The following is a 22,955-nucleotide window of genomic DNA, read 5'->3' on the forward strand; positions in this document are numbered from 1 at the left end:
TGGGCAGCCGCGCGCCAATCGCGCAGCCGTATCAACCAGAACAGACGAGAATTCAGATGGATGACCTGCTAGCCCCCGTGCGCCAGTTTTTGCAGTGTGAGACCCCGGATGCCTGGGTGGAGATGGCGCGGGATCCCGCCTGGTTGCCGACCCTGCTCATCGATCACGCCAACTGCGAGAACAAGGCCGCCCTTACCGCCCACAGCCTGGTGCGGCGCTACTGCCTGCCCAAGGGCAAGCGCCATCTGTTGCCCAAGCTGGAATTTTATCGGGAGCTGGATGCCATCCCGGAGAAGGCGGAGATCCTGGGCAAGCGCAGCATGGGGGAGTCCGGTCGCACCGTGTTCGAGGAGCTGGCCCGCAACCCGCTGCTGTTTCCCATGGTGCGGCTCATCCAGGAGGAACTGCACCACTTCGAGCAAGTACTGGAATTGATGGCTGCGCGCGGCATTCCCTATGGCCCCGTGACCGCCTCCCGCTATGCGCGCAATCTGATGCAGCATGTACGCACCCACGAGCCGGCCACCATCGTCGACAAGCTGATCATCGGTGCCTACATAGAGGCGCGCTCCTGCGAGCGCTTTGCCAAGCTGGCGCCTCATCTGGACGAGGAGCTGGGTCGCTTCTATGTCTCCCTGCTGCGCTCGGAGGCGCGCCACTACCAGGACTATCTGGCGCTGGCCGAGCAATACGCGGGGGAGGATATCAGCGAGCGGGTGGCTTATTTTGGCAAACTCGAAGCCGAGCTTATCCGCTCGCCGGATCCGCAGTTCAGGTTCCATAGCGGGCTGCCTGTCAGATCTGACAGTTGTTGACGCAAGAGGCTCTGCCTACCATGGCCATGTTCCTACTACGAGCGACGCATTCACTTTTGAGCGCAATTCCCGGCCCCTGAGCCGGGATTTTTTTACGCTTTTTCCAGCAGATGACGAAGAGGGTTGGCCGGTGCCGGCACCGGCCCGGGGATCAGCGGCGATATTCGTTGTTGTAGTTCTGGATCAGACGGCGAGTCACCTCATGCTGGGGATCGGCAAACACCTTGAGGGTCTTGCCACGTTCCACCACCCGTCCTTCGTGCATCACCAGCACCTCGTCACTGATGTGGCTCACCACCCCCAGATCGTTGGCCACCAGCACATAGCTCAGCCCCATGGTCTCCTGCATCTCCAGCAGCAGGTTGATGATCTGGGAGCGCACCGAGATGTCCAGGGTGGAGAGTGCCTCGTCGGCTACCACTATTTTGGGGTTGAGAATGAGCGCCCGTGCCAGCGCCACCCGTTGCTGCTGACCGGCGGAGAGCATCTGCGGATAGAAGAGGGCGTGATCCGGCAGCATGCCCACCATGCGCAGAGTCTGCACCACCTTGTCGTGACGCTCCTCGTCGCTCATCTCGGTGTTGAGCCGCAGCGGCGTCTCCAGGATCTGGCCGACCCGGATCTTGCGATTGAGTGAGGAGTTGGGGTCCTGGAAGATCATCCGCAGCAGCTTGCAGCGGGTCTGATAATCGCCGTGGATCAGGGTCTGACCCTCGATGGCGATATCGCCACCGCTCGGCTCTATCATGCCCGCCAGGATCCGCGCCAGCGTGCTCTTGCCGGAGCCGGCCTCGCCGACGATGGCCAGGGTCTGGCCGACCTCAAGGTCAAACGAGAGCGGCTTGATGGCTTCGACCGCCTGACGCCGAAACAGGCCGGTGCGGTTCTGGTAGGTCTTGCACAGGCCCCTGACCTGCAGCAGGGAGGGTTCGATCACTGTCCTGGCTCCTTGGTGGCAGAGCATGCGGCCACGGGCTGATAACGTCTTGGATTCATTTCTTCGGCTCTTCCATGTTCAGCGGGAAGTGGCAGCTGAACTGGTGACCCTTGACCTTGCTCATCAGCGGCGTCTGTACGCACTGCTTCTGGGCATAGGGACAGCGGGGGCCGAGCCGGCAACCAATGGGCAGGTGCTGCAGCGGCGGTATCACCCCGGGCAGGGTCTCGAGCCGCGACTTGTGGCGCACCAGCTTGTCAAAATCGGGAATGGACTTGAGCAGGGCATCTGTATAGGGGTGATGGGGCGAGGTCAGGATCTGCTCCCGGGTGCCCACCTCCACCATCTGGCCACAGTACATCACGTTGATGGTGTCGGTCAGGTTGGCGATGGCCGCTATGTCGTTGCTGATGATGAGGATGGTGGTGTTGCCCAGCTTGTTCATCTTGTCCAGCAGCCGCAGGATCTGGGAGTGGGTGGTGGACTCCATGGCGCTGGTGGGTTCATCGGCGACCAGCAGACGCGGCTTGTTGGCAATGGCCATGGCGATCATCACCTTCTGGCACATGCCGTCCGACAGCTCGTGGGGATAGGCGCGCATCACCTTGCGGTGATCCTTGACGCCGACTCTGTGCAGCAGGGCGATGGCCTTCTTCTTGCGCCACTGGAAACGCTGCCAGAACTGGCCCTCGAACGAATCGGTCGGGATCGCCTCTTCCAGCTGGGTACCTATCTCTTCGGAAGGGTCCAGACAGCTGATGGGGTCCTGGAAGATCATGGCGATCTCGCGACCCATGATCCGGCGTCGCTCCTTGGGGGCCATGGTCAGCAGATCCATGTCGTTGAAGCGCATCCGGTCGGCACGCACAGTCCAGTTGTCCTTCTGGATGCCGACGATCACCTTGGCAACCAGGCTCTTGCCGGAGCCCGACTCACCCACCAGGCCGCGGATCTCCCCCTCGGTCAGGGTCAGGCTCACCCTGTCCACCGCCTTGACCTTGCCCTGGGGCGTGTCGATCTCGATGGTGAGGTTGCGAATATCGAGCAAGGGCATCAGTTGCGCTCCTCATGAGGGTGTGGCACGGCGTGCTGCATCGGGGATATGCCGTCCTTGATGGTATAGAGCAACAAGATCATCAATCGTTCCCCTCTTTGAGTGCTTCGCGAATGCCTTCACCCACCAGCGATGGGTTGACCAGCACGCCGTACAGGAATGGACAGGGGCCAAGGGTGAACATGTCAATCTTCGGCAGAGAGCGCTGCATCAATCGTTCCCCTCTTTGAGTGCTTCGCGAATGCCTTCACCCACCAGCGATGGGTTGACCAGCACGCCGTACAGGAATGGACAGGGGCCAAGGGTGAACATGTCAATCTTGGGCAGAGAGCGCTGCATCAATCGTTCCCCTCTTTGAGTGCTTCGCGAATGCCTTCACCCACTAAATTGGTGACCAGCACGCTGAACAGTATGGCCATGCCTGGCAGGGTCACTGTCCAGGGGGCGAGATAGATGAGATCGCTCGAGTCGGCCAGCATGGCGCCCCATTCCGGCTGGGGAGACTGGGCGCCGAGGCCGAGAAAACCCACCGCCGAGATATCGAGAATGGCCGCCGACAGGGTGCGGGTGGTCTGGGCGACCAGGGTCTCCACTATGTTCGGCAAAATGGCCAGACGCATGATCCGCAAGGGGGGCGAGCCGTCGAGGCGGCTGGCGATGATGTACTCCTTCTGCATCTCGGTATGGACCGCGTTGTAGGTCGCCCGGATGAAGGGAGGGATCAGCGCCAGCGTGATGGCGATCAGGGTATTGAACAGGCCCGGCCCCAGGATGGCGACCATGATGATGGCCAGCAGCAGGGAGGGGATGGAGAGCAGGGTATCGAGCAGGTGGTGCAGTACGCTCGATTTCAGCCCCTTGCTCATGCCGCCCAGGATGCCGATGGCGGTGCCGGCCACCATGGCGATCATCACCACCAGCAGGGCGTTGCCGAAGGTGAGCCGTGCCCCCGCCACCAGACGGGAGAGGATGTCGCGGCCCAGATCGTCGGTGCCGAGGAAGTAGTCGATGTTGCCGCTGTTGGCCCAGGAGGGGGCCAGCAGCAGACGGCCGCTGTGCTGCTCGTCGATGCCGTAGGGCACCACCAGGGGGCCGAACAGGGTAATGAGCAGCAGGATCACGAAGCACCAGAGTCCGCCCATGGCCAGCGGATTGCGGCGATAGGAGGCCCAGGTCTGCTCCAGCGGGGAGAGGATCTTGAGCTCGGGGTAGAGATTATTCTTGTCTTGCATAGGATTCCTGGCTCCAGGTCATGCCATGAGCACGTTCAGTCTTGTTTTGCATAGAGTTCTTTGCGCCGCGCCGGATAGATGAGGGTGGTGAGCAGCTCGGTGCTGACGCTGATGAAGATGACGAAGCCGGCGACCACCAGGGTGGCCCCCCGGATGGCGGCGTAGTCCTGCAGGGCAATGCTGTTGATGAGCCAGCGGCCGATCCCGTGCCACTCGAACACTACCTCGGTGATCATGGCGGAGGTGAGCACGCTGCCCAGCTGCAGGCCGAGCAGCGGCAGTACCGGCGGCAGGGCGTTCTTGAGGCCATGGCGCCAGACGATCTGGCGGCGAGAGAGGCCACGGCTGGCCGCGGCCTTGATGTAGTTCTGCTTCATCACGTCGATCAGCGAACTGCGCACGTGGCGGATCACCTCTGTGGTGGGCACCACAGCCAGCACCAGGGAGGGCAGGATCAGGTGGCGCAGGGCATCGTGCAGCGCCGCCTGGCGCCATGGCTCGTGGCTCATCAGCACGTCGAACACGGCTATGCCGGTGATGGAGGGCACGTCATAGAGCAGGCTGATCTGGCCAGAGGCGGGCAGCCAGCCCAGATCCAGCGAGAAGAACATCACCACCAGCAGCGCCAGCCAGAAGACGGGCACCGCATAACCGATGAGGCCGGCGGTCATGATGGAGAGATCCAGCGGCTTGCCCTGATAGAGCGCCGCCAGGGTGCCGAGCGGAATGCCCACCAGCAGCGAGATGGCAAAGGCGGCCATGCAGAGGATCAGGGTGGCCGGGAAGTAGTGGCGGATCTCCTCCAGCACCGGCAGGCCCGAGACGCTGGAGAGCCCGAGATCCCCATCCAGAATGCGGCGCAGGAAATCGGGATAACCGCTCCAAAAGCTGGCCTGCTGACCGATGAGACGAAAGTCCAGCAGGTAGGCGACGAAGGTCAGCGCCAGCAGGGTAATGAGCAGCAGGTTGATGCGACGCAGTATATAGAGAAACATGCTTACTCCCTGTGGGCTTGGTTGAAGACGGTGCCGCCAAAGGGCATCAGGGAGAGCCCCTGAATGTCGCTGCGACTGACCTGGGTGCGCAGGGCATGGGCCAGCGGGATGAGCGGCACCTGCTCGTTGAGCAGGCTCTGGGCGTAATAGTAGTTGCGCAGCCGGAACGCCAGCTGGGGCGTGGTGACCGCATCATCCAGCAGCTGATCGAAGGCCGGGCTGCACCAGCGGCTGTAGTTGTTGCCCCGCTCGACGGCGGCGCAGCTCAGCAGTTGGCGAAAGAAGTTGTCAGGATCGGCGTTGTCGGCAATCCAGCCAGAGAGCAGGCTGTCATATTGGCCCTGAGCGAGGCGGGCCTCGATGACGGGCCACTCCTGCTGCACTATGTTCAGCTTGATGCCTATCCTGGCCAGATCGTTTCGCATCAGCTGGGCTGTCTTGAGGGCATCCGGGTTGTAGGGGCGTGAACCTGGCTGCACCAGCACCTGCATCTCGAATCCCTGCTCGAACCCCGCCTCCTTGAGCAGCTGGCGCGCCCGCTTCAGATCAGGCTGGCGCATCGGCAGGGAGGGATTGTAGCCCCAGGAGAGGGGCGGCAGCAGGCTGTTGGCGGCCTGGCCCGTCTCGAAATAGACCGCCTGCAGCAGGTTGTCTATGTTGATGGCGCTGGCGATGGCCTGACGCACCTGTACCTTGTTGAACGGCGGCTTGCGAGTGTTGAGGGCCAGGAAGGCGACGTTCATGCCGGACTGCACCGACAGGCTGAGATCCGGATCCGTGTCGATCACCGACAGCTGGCTGGCGGACGGGGTGCTCATCACGTCGCACTCGCCGGTCAGCAGCTTGGCGAGCCGCTTGGAGGACTTGGGGGTGATGTCGTAGATGAGCTGCTCTATCTTGGCCTCGCCGCCCCAGTAACCGGGATGGCGCAAGTAGCGCACGTACTCGTTGTGGCGATACTCCTTGAAGCTGAACGGGCCCGTGCCGATGGGACGGCTGTCGAGCAGGGCCGGGGTGCCGGCTTTTTGCAGCTGGCCGGCGTATTCGGCGGAGAGCACTATGGCGTAGTCGCTGGCCAGGGTGGCGAGGAAGGAGGCATCCGGTCGATTCAGCTCGAACACCACCTGCTCTGGCCCCTTCTTGTAGACCCGCTTGATCAGCTGATCCAGTCCCAGGCTGTAGAAATAGGGATACTCGCCGCCGGAGACGTCGTGATAGGGGTGCTGCTTGTCCAGCAGGCGCTGCCAGGTGAACAGCACGTCATCGGCGTTGAAGGTGCGCGAGGGGTTGAACCAGGAGGTGTGATGAAAGGTCACGCCCTTGCGCAGGGTCAGGGTGTAGAAGAGGCCATCCTCGCTCAGGGTCCAGCGGGTGGCGAGTCCCCCCTCCAGCGCCAGGGTGTTGGGGTTCACCTCCAGCAGGCGATCGTAGAGCGGGCGCGAGCTGGCATCCAGGGTCACCCCTGAGTTGGACACCTGGGGATTGAAGGTCTGGGGCGAGCCTTCCGCACAATAGATGAGACCCGTCCTGGAAGCGTCGTCCTGTTTCTGACAACCGGTAACCAGCACCAGCAATCCAAGCAGCAAGGGTTTGAACATTCTCATTGTAGAACCATGTTTTTATACGAATGTGCCAGCGCCAAGGCTGACGAGTTGCGGGAGTCGGCCTGAAACTGGCTGCCCCGGGTATTAATCTGCATCGTTGTCACTGTCCAGCAACCGGTATTGGCGCAGCCTGCCGCGAAACGGGCGATAGCTCAGGGCCGGCACCTGAGCCGGCATCGGCCTGCTCCGGGCATTAATCTGCATCGTTGTCACTGTCCAGCAACTGGTATTTGCGCAGCATGCCGCGAAACTGGTGATAGCTCAGGGCCAGCAATTGAGCGGCTTTGCGCTGATTATACTGGGATTGCTGCATGGCTTGCTTGAGTAAATTTATCTCGTACTCCGCCACCGCGTGTTTGAGATCCAGCGGCAGGGCGGGAGGGGCCGGGGTGGTCAGCTGGGTGGGCTCATCTAGGGTCGCGGCCAGACTTGCCCGGGGACGGGGGCGCCAGGGGGAGTCGAACGGATTGAGCACCAGCTCGGACAGCGGCAACTGGGGGTTGCCCTGGCGATAGATGCTGCGCTCCACCACGTTTTTCAGCTCCCGCACGTTGCCGGGCCAGGGGTAATCTTGCAGCAACTGGGTCGCCTTGCGCGAGAAACCGGCAAACAGCGGATAACCCAGCTCCCGGGTCATGCTGTGGGCAAAATGCTCTGCCAGCATCAAGATATCCTCCCGCCGCTCCCGCAAGGGGGGCAGGGTAATGACATCGAAGGCCAGCCTGTCCAGCAGGTCGTGGCGAAAGTCCCCTCTGTCGGCCAGCGCCGGCAGATCCTCGTTGGTGGCGCACACCAGCCGCACATCCACCTTGAGGGCCTTGGCCCCGCCCACCCGCTCAAACTCGCCGTATTCGATGACCCGCAGCAACTTCTCCTGTACCCGGGCGCTGGTGGTGGCCAGCTCGTCGAGGAAGAGGGTGCCGCCATCGGCGCGCTCGAAGCGGCCCTGATGGCGCTTGGCGGCGCCGGTGAAGGATCCCGCCTCGTGACCAAACAGCTCTGTCTCCAGCAGGCTCTCGCTCAGGGTGGCGCAGTTGATGGTGACAAAGCTTTGATCCCAGCGCGCCGAGAGATAATGTAGGCGATGGGCGATCAGCTCCTTGCCGGTCCCGCGCTCGCCGATGATCAGCACGGGTTTGCGCAGCGGGGCGAGCCGTGAGGCCTGCTCAATGATCTCGAGAAATGCGTTGGATTCCCCCAACAGGCTTTCCGTGGCCGTGGTCATAGTGATCCCTGTCCGTTGTAAAAGCTGGTCAATCTTACCAAAAGTTGGTGATTCTTATCATCATTTGTGTGGGACGTCTTGAAACTCGACGCATGAGCCCCATATAAATCAACAAGTTAAATTCTGTTCCAGATTGGCACACAAGTTGCCATTGTCAATGGAGAAACAACGCATGCCAACCACAGGAGTTCTATCATGAGTATTTTTTCCCGTCTGGCCGACATCATCAATTCCAACCTGACGGCCCTGCTCGACAAGGCAGAAGATCCCCAGAAGATGGTGCGCCTGATCATCCAGGAGATGGAAGACGAACTGGTGAAGGAGCGCTCCAATCTGGCCCGCTTCCTCGCCAGCCAGAAAGAGATTGGCCGTCAGGTCAACCGCCATCAGGAGCGGGTTGACGAGTGGCAGGGCAAGGCCGAACTGGCGCTGGCCAAGGGCCGTGAAGATCTGGCCCGTGCGGCTCTTATCGAGAAGAAGAAGCAGACCGAGCTGGCCGAGACGCTCTATCGCGAGCAGCAGGCGGTGGACAGCGGCATCGACAAGCTGGGTGACGAAATACGTCAGCTGGAAGCCAAGCTGGAAGATGCCCGTAGCCGTCAAAAGGCGATGGCCATTCGCACCGAAGCGGCCAGCAGCCGCCTCAACGTGCAGAGTCAGGTCGCCCGCGGCGACAGTCAGGCGGTAGTCAGCAAGTTCGAGCGCATGGAGCGCCGCATCGACGAGATGGAGGCCCGCGCCGATCTGGGGCAGTCCGACAAGGCACTGGCCCAGCAGTTTGCCGAGCTGGAAGTCGACGATCAGATAAGCAAAGAGCTCGAGGCCATGCGCCAGAAGCTGGGCCAGGGCGAAGGCAAACAGGGAGAGTAATAGATGGAAGATCTGCTGGGCGTATTGATGGTCCCCATGGTGGTTTTCATGGTGGTGGTGGCACCCATCTGGCTGGTGCTGCACTACAGAGCCAAGGGGCGGATAGGCGTCGGCCTGGCCGATAGCGAGCGGGAACAGTTGCAAGGACTGCTGGTGCGGGCCGAGAAGATGCAGGAGCGGGTTGGGGCGCTGGAGTCCATTCTGGACGCGGAAGTGCCGGGCTGGAGGAACAAGGTATGAGTCCATCGAATCGGGAGGGGCGCAATCTCTATCGCGACCCTCAGCGTGGAAAGATAGCGGGCGTCTGCGCCGGCCTTGCCGACTACTTCGGGGTGGAGACCTGGATAGTGCGGTTGCTGGCCATCAGCGGCCTCATCTTCGCCGGCTTCATTACCTTCACCGCTTATATTGCCGCCTGGTTTCTGCTCGACAAGCGGCCGGTCACTCTCTATGAAAACGAAGAGGGAGAGTTTGCCGATGTGCGGATGAAGGCGCGCAGTTGGCAGGCTGGCGTCACCCCTCATCAGGCGCTGGGCCGCATCGCACAGGAGCTAGATACCCTGGAGCCGAGATTGCAGCGCATCGAGAAGCTGGTGACCTCCAAGGAGTTCACCCTGCAGCGGGAGTTCAGCAAGCTGTGACCTCTGGCCCGGGCCTCGCCGATTGAGCGAGGCCCCTCTCTTGAACGGGATCCCAAGACCCGACATGGCGGGCACACCTGAAACCGACGATCGAATTGAGGGATTGAACAAGCCTTGATACGCAACACACTGGAACAAAAGTGGTCGCTCTTGCAGCACAGGGCCACAGACGTGGTGAACCGGGTACGGGATCGCCATCTGCGGCTGGCGGTGACCGGCCTCTCCCGCAGTGGCAAGACAGCCTTTATCACGGCGCTGGTGAACCAGCTTGAACACGCGGCCATCGATGGCCGTTTGCCCTTGTGGGATGCCCTGCGTCAGGGGCGCATTCTCGGCGCCCGCCGGGTGCCACAGCAAAACGCCCATATTCCCACCTTTGCCTACGAGCGTGGCCTCGACGCCCTGTTCGGCGACCCGCCCGCCTGGCCCGAGCCCACCCGCGGGGTGGCCGAGGTGCGCCTCGAAATTCGTTATCGCACCCGCCACCCCCTGCGCAAACACCTGGGGGAGATCTCCACCCTCTATGTGGATCTGGTGGATTACCCGGGGGAGTGGCTGCTGGACTTGCCGCTGCTGGAACTCAGTTACGAGCAGTGGAGCGAGCAGGTGCGCGACCAGTTGCGCCGCCCCGAGCTGCAGGCGCTTGCCGCTGGCTGGCTGGCGCCGGAGTGGCAGGCTATGCAGCCTTTTGAAGAGCGACCGGTCGCACAGCTTGCCGAGCGCTACACCGACTACCTGCACGCCTGCAAGCGGGAGTTGGGGCTGCACCTCATCCAGCCCGGTCGCTTCGTGCTGCCGGGGGAGTATGCCGGCGCCCCCCTGCTGCAGTTCGTGCCCTGGGTGTGGGATATGCCTGCCGGCGAGCCCGCCGATGGCACCCTCTACGCCACCCTCAAGCAGCGCTTCGAGCAGTACAAGCAACACCTGGTACAGGGCTTTTATGAGCAGCATTTTGCGGGGTTCGATCGCCAGATAGTACTGGTGGACTGCCTGCAGCCCCTCAACGCCGGCGCGGCCAGTTTTGGCGACATGCAGCAGGCCATCGCCCGCATCATGGAGAGCTTCGCCTATGGCAAGAGCAACTGGTGGCGCCGGCTCTTCTCGCCGCGTATCGACAAGCTGCTGTTTGTGGCGAGCAAGGCCGATCATGTCACCCCAGAGCAGCACGGCCCCCTGGTCTCTTTGCTCCAGCATCTGGTGCGCAGCGGTCGGGGTCAGGCGCGCTTTGAGGGGATCACCACTGAGTGTCTGGCGCTCGCCGCCATCAAGGCGACCGAGGTGGGCAAGGGGGTGGCCAATGGCCGTGAGTTTCCCGCCATCCGTGGTACCAGCCTCGCCGGCGAGCCGTTGCTGCTGTTTCCGGGAGAGGTGCCGCCCCATATCCCGCCCGCGCAATGGTGGAACAATCAGGGCTTCGATTTTCAGGCGTTTCGCCCCCTGCCCATGAGCGCCCATCAGGCGCTGCCCCATATCCGGCTCGACGCGGCGCTGGAGTTTCTGCTCGGGGATCACCTCGAATAACCCAGGCTGTGCGGCAATGCAGGCAAGGCATAGCTGCACGGCCGCGTGGAGGAGCAAGCAAAAAGATGAACGATCAGAGAAAACCGACGGTGGCCGAACCGGCCCCGCTGCAGGGCAAGGTGATCCTGGAGCCCGCCTTGACGGTGGCCAGCGACGAGCGACCGCCTGCACCTGCCCAGCGGCTGGAAGAGGCGAGTTTCGAGCGCCTCGACGAGCTGGAGGCATTCACCGAGGTGGAGCCCGCCCTCACCATCAAGCCGCGCCGGCGGCACCGGCTGCTTGGCTGGGGACTGGGGGCGGTTGGCCTGTTGTCGCTGGGCCAGTATGGCGCCTTTCTCTACGACCAGTTGCTCACCACCCCGCTCTGGGGCAGCGCCTGGTTGCTGGCCTCCGGTCTGGTGGCCGTGGGCACGGCAGGTGTGGTGGGGCGCGAGTGGCTGCGGCTGCGCACCCTCAAGCGGCGCCAGGATGTGCGCTCCCGGGCCGACGATCTGCTGGCCCGTCAGGGCGTCGGGCAGGGGCAGGCTTTTTGCGAGGCGCTCGCCGAGAAGAGTGGCGACAAGGGGCGGGAGGGGTATCGCAATTGGCTGTCCCAGCTCGACGAGAGTCACAGCGATCGGGAAGTGCTGACCCTCTACAGTCAGCTGGTGCTGACCGAGCGGGACAAGCTGGCCCAGGCGCGGGTGGCCAAATGGTCGGGGGAGGCCGCCGTGCTGGTGGCCCTGAGCCCGCTCGCCACCGTCGACATGATGCTGATGCTGTGGCGCAACCTGCGGATGATCGAGGACATCGCCGACGTCTACGCCATCGAGCTCGGCTACTGGAGCCGCATCCGCCTCATTCGGCAGGTGTTTCGCAACATGCTCTATGCCGGGGCCACCGAGCTGGTGACCGAGGTGGGGATGGATCTGCTGGGGGCAGAGTTCGCCGCCAAGCTCTCCGCCCGCGCCGCGCAAGGGGTGGGGGCGGGTCTGCTCACCGCCAGACTCGGGTTGCGCACCATGGAGGCGTGCCGCCCGCTGCCCTGGTGCGCGGACGAGAAGCCCAGGCTCGGCGAGCTGCGCAAGCGGCTGATCGGCCAGCTGGCTGGCTATCTCAACAAGGGGTGACGGGCCGGGCCTCGATTGTGGTTGTCACAAATTATTTACAATTGTCAACCGCAGCCGACCCAGGGGTCGGCTGCTTTTTTAGGGGACAAACCGTTACAGTGATCCCATCAGTCAAACGTGAGTCGCCGCTGCTTGGGTTACCGGGCGGGCAGACAGGATGGAACCCTTAATGGCAAGTCTCTACACAGCACACCAGCCGGACCCTCAGGGCCTCATCCAGTACACGGATGAGGAGCACGGCACCTGGCAGATCCTGATCGAGCGTCAGCTCGCGGCGCTGGAAGGCAAGGCGTGTGACGACTATCTGGCTGGCTTGACCCGCCTCAATCTGCCCCTGGATCGCATCCCCCAGCTGGCCCAGATCAACGCCGTGTTGCAACCCGCCACCGGCTGGTCGGTGGCCGCCGTGCCTGCGCTTATCTCGTTCGATCGCTTCTTTGCCCTGCTGGCCAACCGCCAGTTTCCAGTGGCCACCTTCATTCGCCGCCGGGACGAGCTCGACTATCTGCAAGAGCCCGACATTTTTCACGAGATCTTCGGCCACTGCGCCATGCTGACCAACCCGGCTTTTGCTCACTTCACCCATGTCTATGGCCAGCTCGGCCTGCAGGCGGGCAAGGAGGATCGCGTCTTTCTGGCGCGGCTCTACTGGTTCACCGTGGAGTTTGGCCTGCTCAATACCCCTGCCGGGCTGCGCATCTACGGCGGCGGCATTCTCTCCTCCATCGGCGAGACCGCCTATGCCCTCGGCGGTCAGCCGGTGCTGCAACCCTTCGACCCCATAGAAGTGCTGCGCACCCCGTATCGCATCGACATCATGCAGCCCACCTATTTCGTGCTGCCCGAGCTGGCCGATCTCTACCGTCTGGCGGAGCAGGACATCATGGCCATGGTGTCCGATGCCCGCCGGCTGGGGTTGCGTCCGCCCCGCTTTGCCCCCGCCGGCGGCAAACAGGCGAGCTGAATTGAACAGACCTATTTCGTTATCCGATCCCCATTGATGAACAAGGAGAAACCCATGTCCGAACTGGCCAGCCAGCAGTGTGAAGCGTGCCGCGCCGATGCCCCCAAGGTGAGCGAACAGGAACTCGCCGAGCTGATGCAGCTTATCCCCGACTGGCAGCCGCTGGTGGTGAAAGGGGAGCTGCAGCTGAGGCGCGAATTCACCTTTCGCAACTTCAAGGAGGCGCTGGCCTTCACCAACCGCCTGGGCGAGCTGGCGGAGGCGGAATTCCATCACCCCGCCATTCTGACCGAGTGGGGCAAGGTGACCGTCAGCTGGTGGACCCACAAGATAGGCGGCTTGCATCGCAACGACTTTATCATGGCGGCGCGTACGGATGAGCTGCTGAAGTGAAGACGCCATCACTCACCGAGTGGGCGATATGGTGACCGTCAGCTGGTGGACCCACAAGATAGGCGGCTTGCATCGCAACGACTTTATCATGGCGGCGCGTACCGATCAGTTGATCAAATAAACGCCAGAAGATGACTCGGGCCTGTCCGGCGAAAGTGGGGCGGGCCCGCATTTTTATGGGCTGGCGCTCGCACTGGCGGGATCGAGTCTGTATTATCCGGTCATTCATAGAGTTAGCTAGGAAGTGTGTCCCGAATGCGTCTTGAAGTCAGCTGTGAAGACCGCCTGGGCCTGACCCGGGAACTGCTCGACCGTCTGGTGGAGCACAACATCGATCTGCGCGGCATCGAAATCGATACCTCAGGCATCATCTATCTCAACTTTCCCGAGCTGGAGTTTCGTGATTTTCAGCACCTGATGCCGGAGATCCGCCGCATTCCCGGCGTCTATGACGTCAAGACCATCCCCTACATGCCCTCCGAGCGCGAGCACCACGAGATTGAGGCCCTGCTCAAGGCGCTGCCGGATCTGGTCTTCTCCCTCGATGCCAAGGGCAAGGTGACCCAGGCCAACCAGTCCGCCCTCACCACCCTGGCCCTGCCGGTGGAAGAGATACGCGGCGTGGCGCTCGGTTCGCTGGTCAAGGGTTTCTCTTTCAGCCGCTGGCTGGAGGCGAGCGAGATCAAGCCGCAGACCTGCAAGCTCAGCTTCAATGGCGAAGAGTATCTGGCGGACCTGATGCCGCTGTTCGTGGCCGAAGAGAAGGGCCGTCAGGCCCTGGCCGGCGCCGTGGTGGTTCTCAAATCCGCCCGTCGGGTCGGCATGCACTTCAGCGCGCTGCACGCGGTGGAAGTGGGGGGCTTCGAGCACCTGCAGGCCGAGAGCCAGAAGATGAAGCAGGTACTGACGGAGGCGAGCAAGCTGGCGATGCAGGACGCGCCGCTGCTCATCGTTGGCGAGACCGGCACAGGCAAGGAGCTGCTGGCCCGCGCCTGCCACGGCGCCAGCCTGCGCTCCAGCCACCCCTTCATGGCCCTCAACTGCGCCGCCATGCCGGACAACGTGGCCGAGAGCGAGCTGTTTGGCTACGCCCCCGGTGCCTTTGGCAACAACACCGAAGGCAAGCGCGGCGTGCTGGAGCTGGCCAGCGGTGGCACCCTGATGCTGGACGAGATCGGCGACATGTCCCCCCATCTGCAGACCAAGTTCCTGCGGGTGTTGCAGGATGGCGTGTTCCGCCGGGTGGGTGACGAGCAGGAGGTCAAGGTCAATGTGCGCTTCATCTGCACCACCCAGAAGCAGTTGCTGGATCTGGTGCACGACGGCAAGTTCCGCGAAGATCTCTACTATCGCCTCAACGTGCTGAGTCTGGCGTTGCCGCCCCTGCGCGAGCGCAAGGCGGACATCATGGCGCTGGCCCAGCAGTTCGTCTCCCGCTTCGCCAGCGAATTGCAGCGGCCGCGCCCGCGCTTTACCCGCAACATGGCCGAGTACCTGACCGCCTACCGCTGGCCCGGCAACGTGCGCCAGCTGCGCAACTGCCTCTACCGCGCCATGACCTTGCTGGAAGGGGACGAGATTGGGCCGGAGCACGTCGACTTGCCGGTGGCGGCCGATGCCATGCCGCTGATCGACGAGTGGTTCGAAGGGGGCCTGGACGAGGCGGTGAAGCGCTTCGAGAGCCGGCTGCTGGAGCGGCTCTATCCGGCCTTCCCCTCCACCCGTCAGCTGGCCAAACGGCTGGGGGTGTCGCACACCGCCATCGCCAACAAGTTGCGCGAATACGGGATCAGTAAGAAGTAAGTAGATGAATGCAGGTAGGATCTTGGGGCTCACACCAGGGTGGGCCCCTGCCATTGTTGCGACATTTAGTGACGTATGTGCTTGTTCTGTTGGCGGTGCCTTGTCATGCTGCTGATAAGCTCAATACTACTCCTATCCGGCTCACCCTTCCTGGGCGTCAGGCCTTCGCGGGCGCTGGCGTGGGCATAAGCGCAGGCACGATGCACTCTCTTTCACTGGTTCGAATCCTGGCGTGGTTGACGCCGCTGATCTGTTCGCTGGCCCTCGCCACCGAGCCTGTTCTCCCCACCTCTGCCGAGGTGCGTGCCGAGCAGGTACGCCAGACGGTCCTCGACATTCTGAGCTATACCCGCTGGCCGACCGAGCCCGCTGAGCTGCGCCTGTGCATCACGGCGCCGACCGAATATGCCACCGCCCTCTTTTCCATCAAGCAGCAAGCCAATGGCCGGCCGGTCAGCGTCCATCGCTACGACGTGGATGATGAGGCGCTGGGGCGGCGCTGTGACGTGCTCTACCTGGGGATATTGGCGCCGGAGCGGCGGCTGTCCCTGTTCCAGCGGCTGCGGGAACACCCCATTCTCAGCATCAGCGAGCAGAGCGCCGAGTGTGTCGCCGACGCCGTGTTCTGCCTGCGGGTCGGGCTGGATCGCGTGCGGTTCCGGGTCAATCTGGATGCCCTGGCCAGGAGCGGGGTGCGGGTGCATCCTGCCGTGCTCAAGCTGGCCAAGGCGGATGAGGAGACACCATGATAGGGCTCTTTCGTCCACCGACCCTGCGGCTCACCTTGCGACAGAGTCTGGGACGCACCCACCTGGTGACGTCCCTGACCGCTGTCTGTATGGCCGGTGTGCTGCTGACCGGTATCGCTCTGCTGGCCTTGCGCCTCTACGCGGATCACAACCTGGAGCTGGTGGCCCGCGCCATTAGTTACACCAGTGAAGCGGCCGTGGTGTTCCATGACGAAGAGGCCGCCAAGGAGGCGCTGCAAGCCATAGTCACCCATGAGGATGTGGCGCAGGCCAGCATCTATCTGCCCACGGGTCAGCCGCTGGCCAGCTGGCGCCGGGCCATGAGCACCCCCTGGTCTGGGCTGGAGCAGTATCTGGCCAGGCTCATACTGCCGGGCCCGGTCGATCAGCCCATGATGCGGGGCGGGGTGGAGATAGCCCGCATCCATCTGGTCGGCCACGGCCAATATCTGCTGCTGTTCCTGCTGCAAACCCTGCTGGCCATGCTGGTCTGTCTCATCCTCAGTGCGCTGGGGGCGCTCTACGTGGCGCGCTGGATGCAAAACTCCCTCACTGTGCCACTCAAGGAGCTGGCGCAGGTGGCTCACAGTGTCAGCCGTCGACGCATCCTGGCCATGCGGGTCCCCGAGGCGCATATCGCCGAGCTGCATGAGCTCGGTCAGGACTTCAACTCCCTGCTCGACGAGCTGGAAGCCTGGCAGGCTCATCAGCGGCGGGAGAACGCCAGCCTGCTGCACCGGGCCACCCACGATGCCTTGACCGGCCTGCCCAATCGTGCTCTTTTTGAGGCTCGTCTGGATCAAGCCGTGACCACGGGTCGCTTGCATGAAGAGCGTTTCGCACTGCTCTACCTCGATTGTGATCGCTTCAAGCAGATCAACGATACCCTGGGCCATGCCGCCGGGGATGACGTGCTTATCGCCTTGGCCAGACGGGTACAACATCAGCTTCGGCCGATGGATCTGGTATGTCGGCTGGGGGGAGACGAGTTCGCCATCCTGTTGACTCCTGTGTTGCAAGAGAGTGAGGCGCAGGATGTGGTATCCCGCATCCAGCAGGCCATGGCCGACCCCGTGGTGCTGGGGGATGGTCGCCAGCTGGTGGCGGCCATCAGCATAGGCACGGCCCTCTATCCGGAGCAGGGGCTGACCGCTGGCGAGCTGTTGCAGCAGGCCGACAACGCCATGTACCAATCCAAGCGGCTGCGTCGGGAGCTTGCACTCCATGACCAGCTGGAATTTGATGTTTCTGCAGAGGAAAAATAACAATGAAGATCCATGTCCTGATGAAAACCGGCCTGATCGGCCTGTTGTTGAGCGTGCTGGTGGGCTGTCAAAGCGCCCCCCACGGCTTGACGGCAGAGCAGATCGCCGTACTCAAGGAGCAGGGCTTTCGCCTGACCGATGAGGGTTGGACTCTGGACTTCTCCAACCGGGTGCTGTTTGCCAACAACGTGGAGGCCCTCAACCCCAAGACCCGTGTTCTGGTGGAAAAGCTGGGCAAGACCTTGCTGGGTGTCGGCCTGAACAAGGCGCGCATCGACGGTCACACCGACTCCAACGGGCCTGAGCTCTACAACGATCAGCTCTCCCTGAAACGGGCGAAATCGGTGGCCGAGGTGCTGGTGTCGGTCGGCATGCAGCCGGCCAACCTGGACATCCGTGGTCGCGGTGAGCGGGATCCGGTGGCAGACAACAAGACCGCTGCCGGGCGGGCCGAGAACCGCCGTGTTGCCATCGTCATAAGCAACGAATAAGCCGGTTGTGTGGATAAAAAAAGAGCGCCTGATGGCGCTCTTTTTTGTGGCTCTGGCATTTACTGCTCGAGCTTCTCGCGGTCGTGGTGACTGCGCAGGCGGATGTTGATCATCTCCACCGTCAGCGAGAAGGCCATGGCGAAGTAGATGTAACCCTTCGGAATGTGCAGATCCATGCCCTCGGCCATCAGCGCGAAGCCGACCAGGGTGAGGAAGGAGAGGGCCAGCATCTTGATGGTGGGGTGATGATCGACGAAGTCACCTATGGCCTTGGCGGCGAACATCATGATGAAGACGGCGATCATGATGGCCAGCACCATGACGGGCACGTGATCCGCCATGCCCACGGCTGTGATGACAGAATCCAGGCTGAAGACGATGTCGAGGATGGCGATCTGGATCAGGGTGCTGACGAAGCCGGACGCAACCGCGATTGAGCCTTCTGGCTCCGCCGCCCCTTCCAGAGTGGCGTGGATCTCGTGGGCACTCTTGCCGATGAGGAACAGGCCCCCCAGCAACAGGATGAGATCGCGACCCGAGATGGCCTCACCCAGCACGGTGAACAGCGGCTCGGTCAGGCGCATCACCCAGGCGAGCGACAGCAGCAGCAGGATGCGGGTGCCCATGGCGAGGCCCAGACCCAGGATCCGCGCCTTCTGGCGTTGCGCTTCCGGCAGGCGGGCGACCAGGATGGAGATAAAGATAATGTTGTCTATGCCCAGCACGATTTCGAGCAGGGTCAGGGTCGCGAGCGCAACCCAGGCAGAGGGATCAAGAACCCATTCCAGCATGATTGAACCTTGGTTAAAAAATTGAAGCAGCGCATTCTAGCAGGCGCAACATGGCTTGTCCCAGCGCCTTGAAAAGATAAAATGGCGGGCGATTTGAGGGAGAAATCTATGTTTCGTTTAGGACTCATCATTAACCCGGTTGCCGGCATTGGCGGCGCGGTCGGTCTCAAGGGCAGCGATGGCGTGGTCGCCGAGGCGCTGGCGCTGGGCGCCGTGCCCAGAGCGCAGGAGCGGGCACGGCAAGCCCTGCTGCCCCTGTGCGATCTCGCCGACTCATTCGAGTTGCTGACGGTCGCAGGCGAAATGGGTGCCGATCTCGCGAAATCGCTCCAGCTGCCTTGCCGTATCGTCTATCGGCCCACCGCCGGCACCACCACGGCGGCCGATACCCGCGCCGCCGCCGAGCGGATGCGCGAGGCGGGCGTCGACCTGTTGCTGTTCGCCGGTGGCGATGGCACGGCGCGTGACATCTGCGCGGCAGTGGGGGAGTCGTGCCATGTGCTCGGCATCCCGGCGGGCTGCAAGATCCACTCCGGCGTGTATGGCGTCACCCCGGCCGCCAGCGGTCGGGTGGTGGCGCGGATGATCGCCGGCGAATTGCTGAGCCTGGTGGATGCCGAGGTGATGGACATAGACGAGGAGGCGTTTCGGGCTGGCAAGGTGCGGGCTCGCCATTACGGCCAGATGCTGGTGCCCGGCGATCTGCGCTATGTGCAGGCGGTCAAGCAGGGAGGGCGGGAGTCCGAGGAGCTGGTGCTGGCGGATCTCGCCGCCGGTGTGGTCGAGCAGATGGAGCCCGACACCCTCTACCTGATGGGGTCGGGCAGCACGGTCGCCGCCTGCATGGCAGAGCTAGGCCTGGAAAATACCTTGCTCGGTGTGGATCTGGTGGAAAACGGCCGGCTTATCGGGCAGGATCTGTCCGCCGCCGAGATCCTGACTCGGATCCGCGGTCGTCACTGCCGGCTGATCATTACCCTGATCGGCGGACAGGGACATCTGTTCGGGCGCGGAAATCAGCAATTGAGTCCAGAGGTGATCCGGGCTGTCGGGCGGGACCAGATCCAGGTCCTGGCCACCAAGGCCAAGTTGGCGGCCCTCGCGGGCAGGCCACTGCTGGTGGACACCGATGACCCGGCACTGAACCGGTCGTTAAGTGGTTATCTGCGTATAACCACGGGATACAAGGATCAGGTCATCTACCCGGTGGCCAACCCGGAATAGGGCATCAAGGATGCGGCTGGCCTGGCGCCAGAGAGCCGTGATCAACCGGATCGCGGTTCCACTCCCCCGAATTATTTTGCCGGCAATTTTTTGCCAGCCACTCTGAAAATGAGGCTGCGTTACATGACGATTCATGATTTTGAGCACAAGTTGTTGGGACTGATAGACAGCATGGTGGCCACGGCGACCGAAGATGAGCTGTTTGCGGGAGGGTATCTGCGCGGTCACATCTCGCTGGCGGTGGCGCGCGCCGAGCTGGAGGGCAAGAACCTGGTGCGGGATGTGAAGAGCTATGTGCTGCGCAGCCTGAACGAGGCCATTCTGGAGGGTGAGCTCTCCGAAGAAGATGAGAAGCTGGTACAGGCAATGTGGATTCGTTTGCAGCAACAAGCAGAAGCTTGATCGGATACACATTTCAAACAGAAGTTTGAGTTTATTCTTCCCTGAAGTTAGTGAAAGGTTAATAATAAGTTTCGCCTTTTGTTTCAGGGATTAAACTATGGCCTCCTCATCACGTATTGCCAACAAACTGCCGCTCGAGATGCTCTATCACTGGGAGCGGCAGTGTCCTGACCGAGTCTACCTTCGTCAAACCATCAACCGCGAATACGTCGACTTCACCTGGGGTGAAGTCGCCGACGAGGCGCGCCGCATGGTGACGGCACTGCGTCATCTGGGGCTGGTGCCCGGTGACAAGGTGGCTCTGCTCTCCAAGAACTGCGCCCAGTGGTTCATCGCCGATCTGGCCATGCAGATGGGGCAGTATGTGAGCGTGCCCATCTACCCGACCGCCAACGTCGACACCATCGAATATGTGCTGCGCCACAGCGAGGCCAAGGCGATCTTCGTCGGCAAGCTGGATGACTGGAAGAGCCAGGAGGCCGGTGTGCCCGCCGATCTGCTGCGCATCGCCTTGCCTTATGAGACCATGCCCGCCAGCCATCAGTGGGACGATCTGCTGGAGGTGCACGAGCCCATTGCTGACAGCCTGGCGCAGGTGCCGGACGCCCTGCTGAGCCTGGTCTACACCTCCGGCAGCACAGGCAAGCCCAAGGGCGCCATGTTGAGCGTCGAGCGTTATGCCTGGTCGTGCGAGAAACTGGTGGAGGCGGTGGGGCTGACCGCCGCCGATCGCGGCTTCTCCTATCTGCCGCTCGCCCACATCACTGAGCGGGTATACATCTATGGTGGCAGCCTGTTCAGCGGCGCCACCATCGCCTTCCCCGAATCCCTCGACACCTTCATCGATGACGTCAAGCGTTGCCGTCCCACCGTCTTTATCTCTGTGCCCCGGCTGTGGGCCATGTTTCGCATCAAGATCCACGAGAAGTTGCCCCAGAAAAAGCTCGAGCTGCTGCTCAAGATCCCGTTTGTCTCGGGTCTCATCAAACGCAAGTTGCAAAAGGGGCTGGGGCTGGATCAGGCGCGGGTGCTGGGCTGCGGCTCGGCGCCAGTGTCACCGGCCCTGCTGCAGTGGTACTACAGCATAGGTGTCAATATCACCGAAGCCTGGGGCATGACCGAGAACCACGCCTTCTCCACCCTCAACTGTCCGTTTCGGGCCGACAAGATAGGCACGGTTGGCAAGGCGGGGCCCGGGGTCGAGATCCGCATCTCGGATGAGGGGGAGATCCTCTGCCGTTGCGACGGCATGATGCTGGGTTACTACAAGGATCCCGAGCACAGTGCTGAGGCCATCGACAGTGATGGTTGGCTCCACACCGGCGACATGGGCAAGCTGGACAGGGAGGGTTACCTCACCATCACGGGCCGGATGAAGGACGTGTTCAAGACCGCCAAGGGCAAGTACGTGGCACCTGTGCCCATCGAGGGGCTGCTGGGGCAGGAGCCCATCATAGAGCAGCTGTGCGTGATAGGTTACGGCATGCCCCAGCCGGTAGCCCTGGTGCAACTGGCCGAGAGTGCCATGAAGGGCAACCGGGATGCCATCAACGCCCAGCTGGAGGCGGCGCGCAACCGGGTCAACGAACAGCTGGAATCCCACGCCAGAATTCGCGGTATCCTGGTGGTGAAGAGCCCCTGGAACATAGAGAACGGCGTGCTCACCCCCACCATGAAGATCCGCCGCCACCTGCTGGAGCAGAAATACGCGGACCTCGGCGAGGCTTGGTCCTCCTCCCAGAGCATCATCTGGGAATCCTGATCCTAAGCAATCAGCAGAAACAACAAGGGGAGCCGGTGGCTCCCCTTGTTGTTGGGCGTTTTTGACCTCAGACGGCCTGGTATTCCAGCTCGACCGACCCCAGCGCCTTGAGGGTGGACTGGGCGGAGTCCCGCTGGCTGATCTGGCCGTTTTTGCTCTCCAGCAGCACGGCGCGGCGGATGGTGGCGAGATCTTCACCGTTCAGCACCGCATGGGCACAGGCCATCTGCATCGGCGGCAGGCTGGGGTTGAAGGCGGCGTTCTCGGCGTAGCGGCCACAGAAGAGGCGGCCATCGGCAAACTGCAGCGCCACGGCGGCATAGCCCTGACTGTAGGGGGCATAGCTTTGGCGGGCGGCGGCCAGCGCGGCCTGCCAGAGCGGATCCTCGTTCTCGAGCGTCAGCTCGTCATGGGCTTGCGGGCTCATCAGCGCATCCGTGATGTCGAGATCCGCCGGGCCAAAGGAGTGGGGCAGGAAGGATTGCAGGGCGCTCAGGTCGTCCGGCAGAGAGACTTTCAGGATCTTGGCGGTGCTCAGCTCGTTCATGAACTGGCGGCAGTGGCCGCAGGGGGTGTAGTTGACGGTGATCTCGCTGATCCCTGTCTCACCGCCCAGCCAGGCGTTGGAGATGGCGGACTGCTCGGCATGGACCGAGTGGAACAGCCCTTGTCCCGCGAACTCCATGTTGGCGCCGAAATACCAGGTGCCGCTCAGGCCGCAGGCGATGGCACCGACGAAGAACTTGGAGATGGGGGCCACCGAGCAGGCCGCGGCCAGTGGCAGCAGGGCCAGGCGCAGGGCGCGATCATCGAGACCTGTGGCGGCTTTCAGGGTTGCCACTTGCGCAGGGGTAAAACGGGCATTGAATTCGCCGCCCTGTTCGGGATCCAGCATGGGCAGCAGCGCCGCTTTGAGCGGGGCGGGCAGGGTATCGAGTGGCTTGGCAAAACGGGGATGCATAGTGTGTCCTCAAAGGCCAATTGGGGGGCCATTGTAGGGAGCAAGCTCGGCAAAATGTGTGAGCGCGCTCACGCCCTGACGGGCAAAAGGAGGGGGATGGTAAAGGAAACGTTTGTCTTGCGCAAACTGTGCGTCAGCTCGCACTGT

General features: G+C 62.5%; 26 protein-coding genes. 16 read left to right on the forward strand and 10 right to left on the reverse strand.

All coding sequences use genetic code 11. The annotated features are described in order from the left end of the window. Positions 1 to 56: 56 nt before the first annotated feature. Positions 57 to 815 carry a tRNA isopentenyl-2-thiomethyl-A-37 hydroxylase MiaE gene (gene miaE, locus AACW87_RS18890; protein WP_241325813.1) on the forward strand — a complete coding sequence of 253 codons (759 nt, stop codon included), beginning with the start codon at positions 57 to 59 and terminating at the stop codon, positions 813 to 815. Positions 816 to 966: 151 nt separating this feature from the next. On the opposite strand, the gene AACW87_RS18895 is transcribed toward miaE, so the two are convergent. The 8 genes from AACW87_RS18895 to pspF all read right to left on the reverse strand — a co-directional run bounded on the left by AACW87_RS18895 (position 967) and on the right by pspF (position 7,862). Further along, positions 967 to 1,752: a peptide ABC transporter ATP-binding protein gene (locus AACW87_RS18895; RefSeq protein WP_043556852.1), complete on the reverse strand. Its 786-nt coding sequence runs from the start codon at positions 1,750 to 1,752 to the stop codon at positions 967 to 969. 55 nt (positions 1,753 to 1,807) lie between these two features. Then, a complete protein-coding gene (locus tag AACW87_RS18900) occupies positions 1,808 to 2,806 on the reverse strand; it encodes a peptide ABC transporter ATP-binding protein (protein ID WP_043136052.1) in 999 nt (332 codons plus the stop codon). Between the two features lie 82 nt (positions 2,807 to 2,888). Next, positions 2,889 to 3,017 (reverse strand): hypothetical protein, encoded by a 129-nt coding sequence (locus tag AACW87_RS18905; protein WP_274454113.1) that lies wholly within the window; start codon positions 3,015 to 3,017, stop codon positions 2,889 to 2,891. After that, entirely contained in the window at positions 3,017 to 3,145 is a 129-nt protein-coding gene (locus AACW87_RS18910; protein WP_274454113.1) for a hypothetical protein, read from the reverse strand. Before AACW87_RS18910 ends, AACW87_RS18905 begins: the two co-directional genes overlap by 1 nt. After that, entirely contained in the window at positions 3,145 to 4,038 is an 894-nt protein-coding gene (locus tag AACW87_RS18915; protein ID WP_043556853.1) for an ABC transporter permease subunit, read from the reverse strand. The genes AACW87_RS18910 and AACW87_RS18915 overlap by 1 nt, the downstream gene beginning before the upstream one ends. 35 nt (positions 4,039 to 4,073) lie before the next feature. Beyond that, positions 4,074 to 5,033: an ABC transporter permease gene (locus tag AACW87_RS18920; protein WP_043556854.1), complete on the reverse strand. Its 960-nt coding sequence runs from the start codon at positions 5,031 to 5,033 to the stop codon at positions 4,074 to 4,076. A gap of 2 nt (positions 5,034 to 5,035) precedes the next feature. Continuing rightward, positions 5,036 to 6,631, reverse strand: coding sequence for an ABC transporter substrate-binding protein SapA (gene sapA, locus AACW87_RS18925; RefSeq protein WP_172955437.1), 1,596 nt, complete (start codon positions 6,629 to 6,631; stop codon positions 5,036 to 5,038). Positions 6,632 to 6,830: 199 nt separating this feature from the next. Continuing rightward, complete coding sequence (pspF, locus tag AACW87_RS18930) at positions 6,831 to 7,862, reverse strand: phage shock protein operon transcriptional activator (RefSeq protein WP_241325814.1); 1,032 nt, start codon at positions 7,860 to 7,862, stop codon at positions 6,831 to 6,833. A gap of 195 nt (positions 7,863 to 8,057) precedes the next feature. Between pspF and pspA the strand changes: the two genes are divergently transcribed. From pspA to AACW87_RS18990, 12 genes are all read left to right on the forward strand, one after another. After that, positions 8,058 to 8,732: a phage shock protein PspA gene (gene pspA / locus AACW87_RS18935; RefSeq protein WP_042872202.1), complete on the forward strand. Its 675-nt coding sequence runs from the start codon at positions 8,058 to 8,060 to the stop codon at positions 8,730 to 8,732. A gap of 3 nt (positions 8,733 to 8,735) precedes the next feature. Continuing rightward, positions 8,736 to 8,972 carry an envelope stress response membrane protein PspB gene (gene pspB, locus AACW87_RS18940; RefSeq protein WP_042872204.1) on the forward strand — a complete coding sequence of 79 codons (237 nt, stop codon included), beginning with the start codon at positions 8,736 to 8,738 and terminating at the stop codon, positions 8,970 to 8,972. Further along, entirely contained in the window at positions 8,969 to 9,373 is a 405-nt protein-coding gene (pspC, locus tag AACW87_RS18945; RefSeq protein WP_241325815.1) for an envelope stress response membrane protein PspC, read from the forward strand. The genes pspB and pspC overlap by 4 nt, the downstream gene beginning before the upstream one ends. Positions 9,374 to 9,487: 114 nt before the next feature. Then, positions 9,488 to 10,894 (forward strand): YcjX family protein, encoded by a 1,407-nt coding sequence (locus AACW87_RS18950; protein WP_241325816.1) that lies wholly within the window; start codon positions 9,488 to 9,490, stop codon positions 10,892 to 10,894. Between the two features lie 65 nt (positions 10,895 to 10,959). Beyond that, positions 10,960 to 12,003 carry a YcjF family protein gene (locus AACW87_RS18955; RefSeq protein ID WP_241325817.1) on the forward strand — a complete coding sequence of 348 codons (1,044 nt, stop codon included), beginning with the start codon at positions 10,960 to 10,962 and terminating at the stop codon, positions 12,001 to 12,003. Positions 12,004 to 12,172: 169 nt separating this feature from the next. Further along, positions 12,173 to 12,967, forward strand: a complete 795-nt coding sequence (gene phhA / locus AACW87_RS18960; RefSeq protein WP_241325818.1) for a phenylalanine 4-monooxygenase — start codon at positions 12,173 to 12,175, stop codon at positions 12,965 to 12,967. Between the two features lie 54 nt (positions 12,968 to 13,021). Further along, complete coding sequence (locus AACW87_RS18965) at positions 13,022 to 13,360, forward strand: 4a-hydroxytetrahydrobiopterin dehydratase (RefSeq protein WP_277606826.1); 339 nt, start codon at positions 13,022 to 13,024, stop codon at positions 13,358 to 13,360. A 28-nt stretch (positions 13,361 to 13,388) separates the two neighbouring features. Next, positions 13,389 to 13,481, forward strand: coding sequence for a 4a-hydroxytetrahydrobiopterin dehydratase (locus AACW87_RS18970; RefSeq protein WP_420866512.1), 93 nt, complete (start codon positions 13,389 to 13,391; stop codon positions 13,479 to 13,481). 134 nt (positions 13,482 to 13,615) lie between these two features. Continuing rightward, the gene (tyrR, locus tag AACW87_RS18975) at positions 13,616 to 15,163 is read left to right on the forward strand and encodes a transcriptional regulator TyrR (protein ID WP_043136086.1); all 1,548 of its coding nucleotides are present in this window, start codon (positions 13,616 to 13,618) and stop codon (positions 15,161 to 15,163) included. Between the two features lie 200 nt (positions 15,164 to 15,363). Next, positions 15,364 to 15,912: a YfiR family protein gene (locus AACW87_RS18980; RefSeq protein WP_241279066.1), complete on the forward strand. Its 549-nt coding sequence runs from the start codon at positions 15,364 to 15,366 to the stop codon at positions 15,910 to 15,912. Further along, positions 15,909 to 17,177 carry a diguanylate cyclase domain-containing protein gene (locus tag AACW87_RS18985; protein ID WP_241325819.1) on the forward strand — a complete coding sequence of 423 codons (1,269 nt, stop codon included), beginning with the start codon at positions 15,909 to 15,911 and terminating at the stop codon, positions 17,175 to 17,177. Before AACW87_RS18980 ends, AACW87_RS18985 begins: the two co-directional genes overlap by 4 nt. A gap of 2 nt (positions 17,178 to 17,179) precedes the next feature. Beyond that, on the forward strand, positions 17,180 to 17,668 hold the full coding sequence (locus AACW87_RS18990) for an OmpA family protein (RefSeq protein ID WP_098983874.1): 489 nt from the start codon (positions 17,180 to 17,182) through the stop codon (positions 17,666 to 17,668). A 59-nt stretch (positions 17,669 to 17,727) separates the two neighbouring features. Here AACW87_RS18990 and AACW87_RS18995 read toward each other — a convergent pair whose 3' ends face one another. Continuing rightward, complete coding sequence (locus tag AACW87_RS18995) at positions 17,728 to 18,459, reverse strand: TerC family protein (RefSeq protein ID WP_043136098.1); 732 nt, start codon at positions 18,457 to 18,459, stop codon at positions 17,728 to 17,730. 108 nt (positions 18,460 to 18,567) lie between these two features. Between AACW87_RS18995 and AACW87_RS19000 the strand changes: the two genes are divergently transcribed. The 3 genes from AACW87_RS19000 (at position 18,568) to AACW87_RS19010 (ending at position 21,847) form a co-directional block, all read left to right on the forward strand. Then, positions 18,568 to 19,683 (forward strand): ATP-NAD kinase family protein, encoded by a 1,116-nt coding sequence (locus AACW87_RS19000; protein WP_241325820.1) that lies wholly within the window; start codon positions 18,568 to 18,570, stop codon positions 19,681 to 19,683. 123 nt (positions 19,684 to 19,806) lie between these two features. Then, entirely contained in the window at positions 19,807 to 20,085 is a 279-nt protein-coding gene (locus tag AACW87_RS19005) for a YfcL family protein (protein WP_042872229.1), read from the forward strand. A gap of 97 nt (positions 20,086 to 20,182) precedes the next feature. After that, complete coding sequence (locus AACW87_RS19010; RefSeq protein ID WP_241325821.1) at positions 20,183 to 21,847, forward strand: AMP-binding protein; 1,665 nt, start codon at positions 20,183 to 20,185, stop codon at positions 21,845 to 21,847. Positions 21,848 to 21,914: 67 nt separating this feature from the next. Here AACW87_RS19010 and cdd read toward each other — a convergent pair whose 3' ends face one another. Then, entirely contained in the window at positions 21,915 to 22,808 is an 894-nt protein-coding gene (gene cdd, locus AACW87_RS19015; protein WP_241325822.1) for a cytidine deaminase, read from the reverse strand. Between the last annotated feature and the right edge of the window lie 147 nt (positions 22,809 to 22,955).

It is taken from the genome of Aeromonas sp. MR7, from assembly GCF_963899385.1.
Taxonomy (GTDB): Bacteria; Pseudomonadota; Gammaproteobacteria; order Enterobacterales; family Aeromonadaceae; genus Aeromonas; species Aeromonas bestiarum.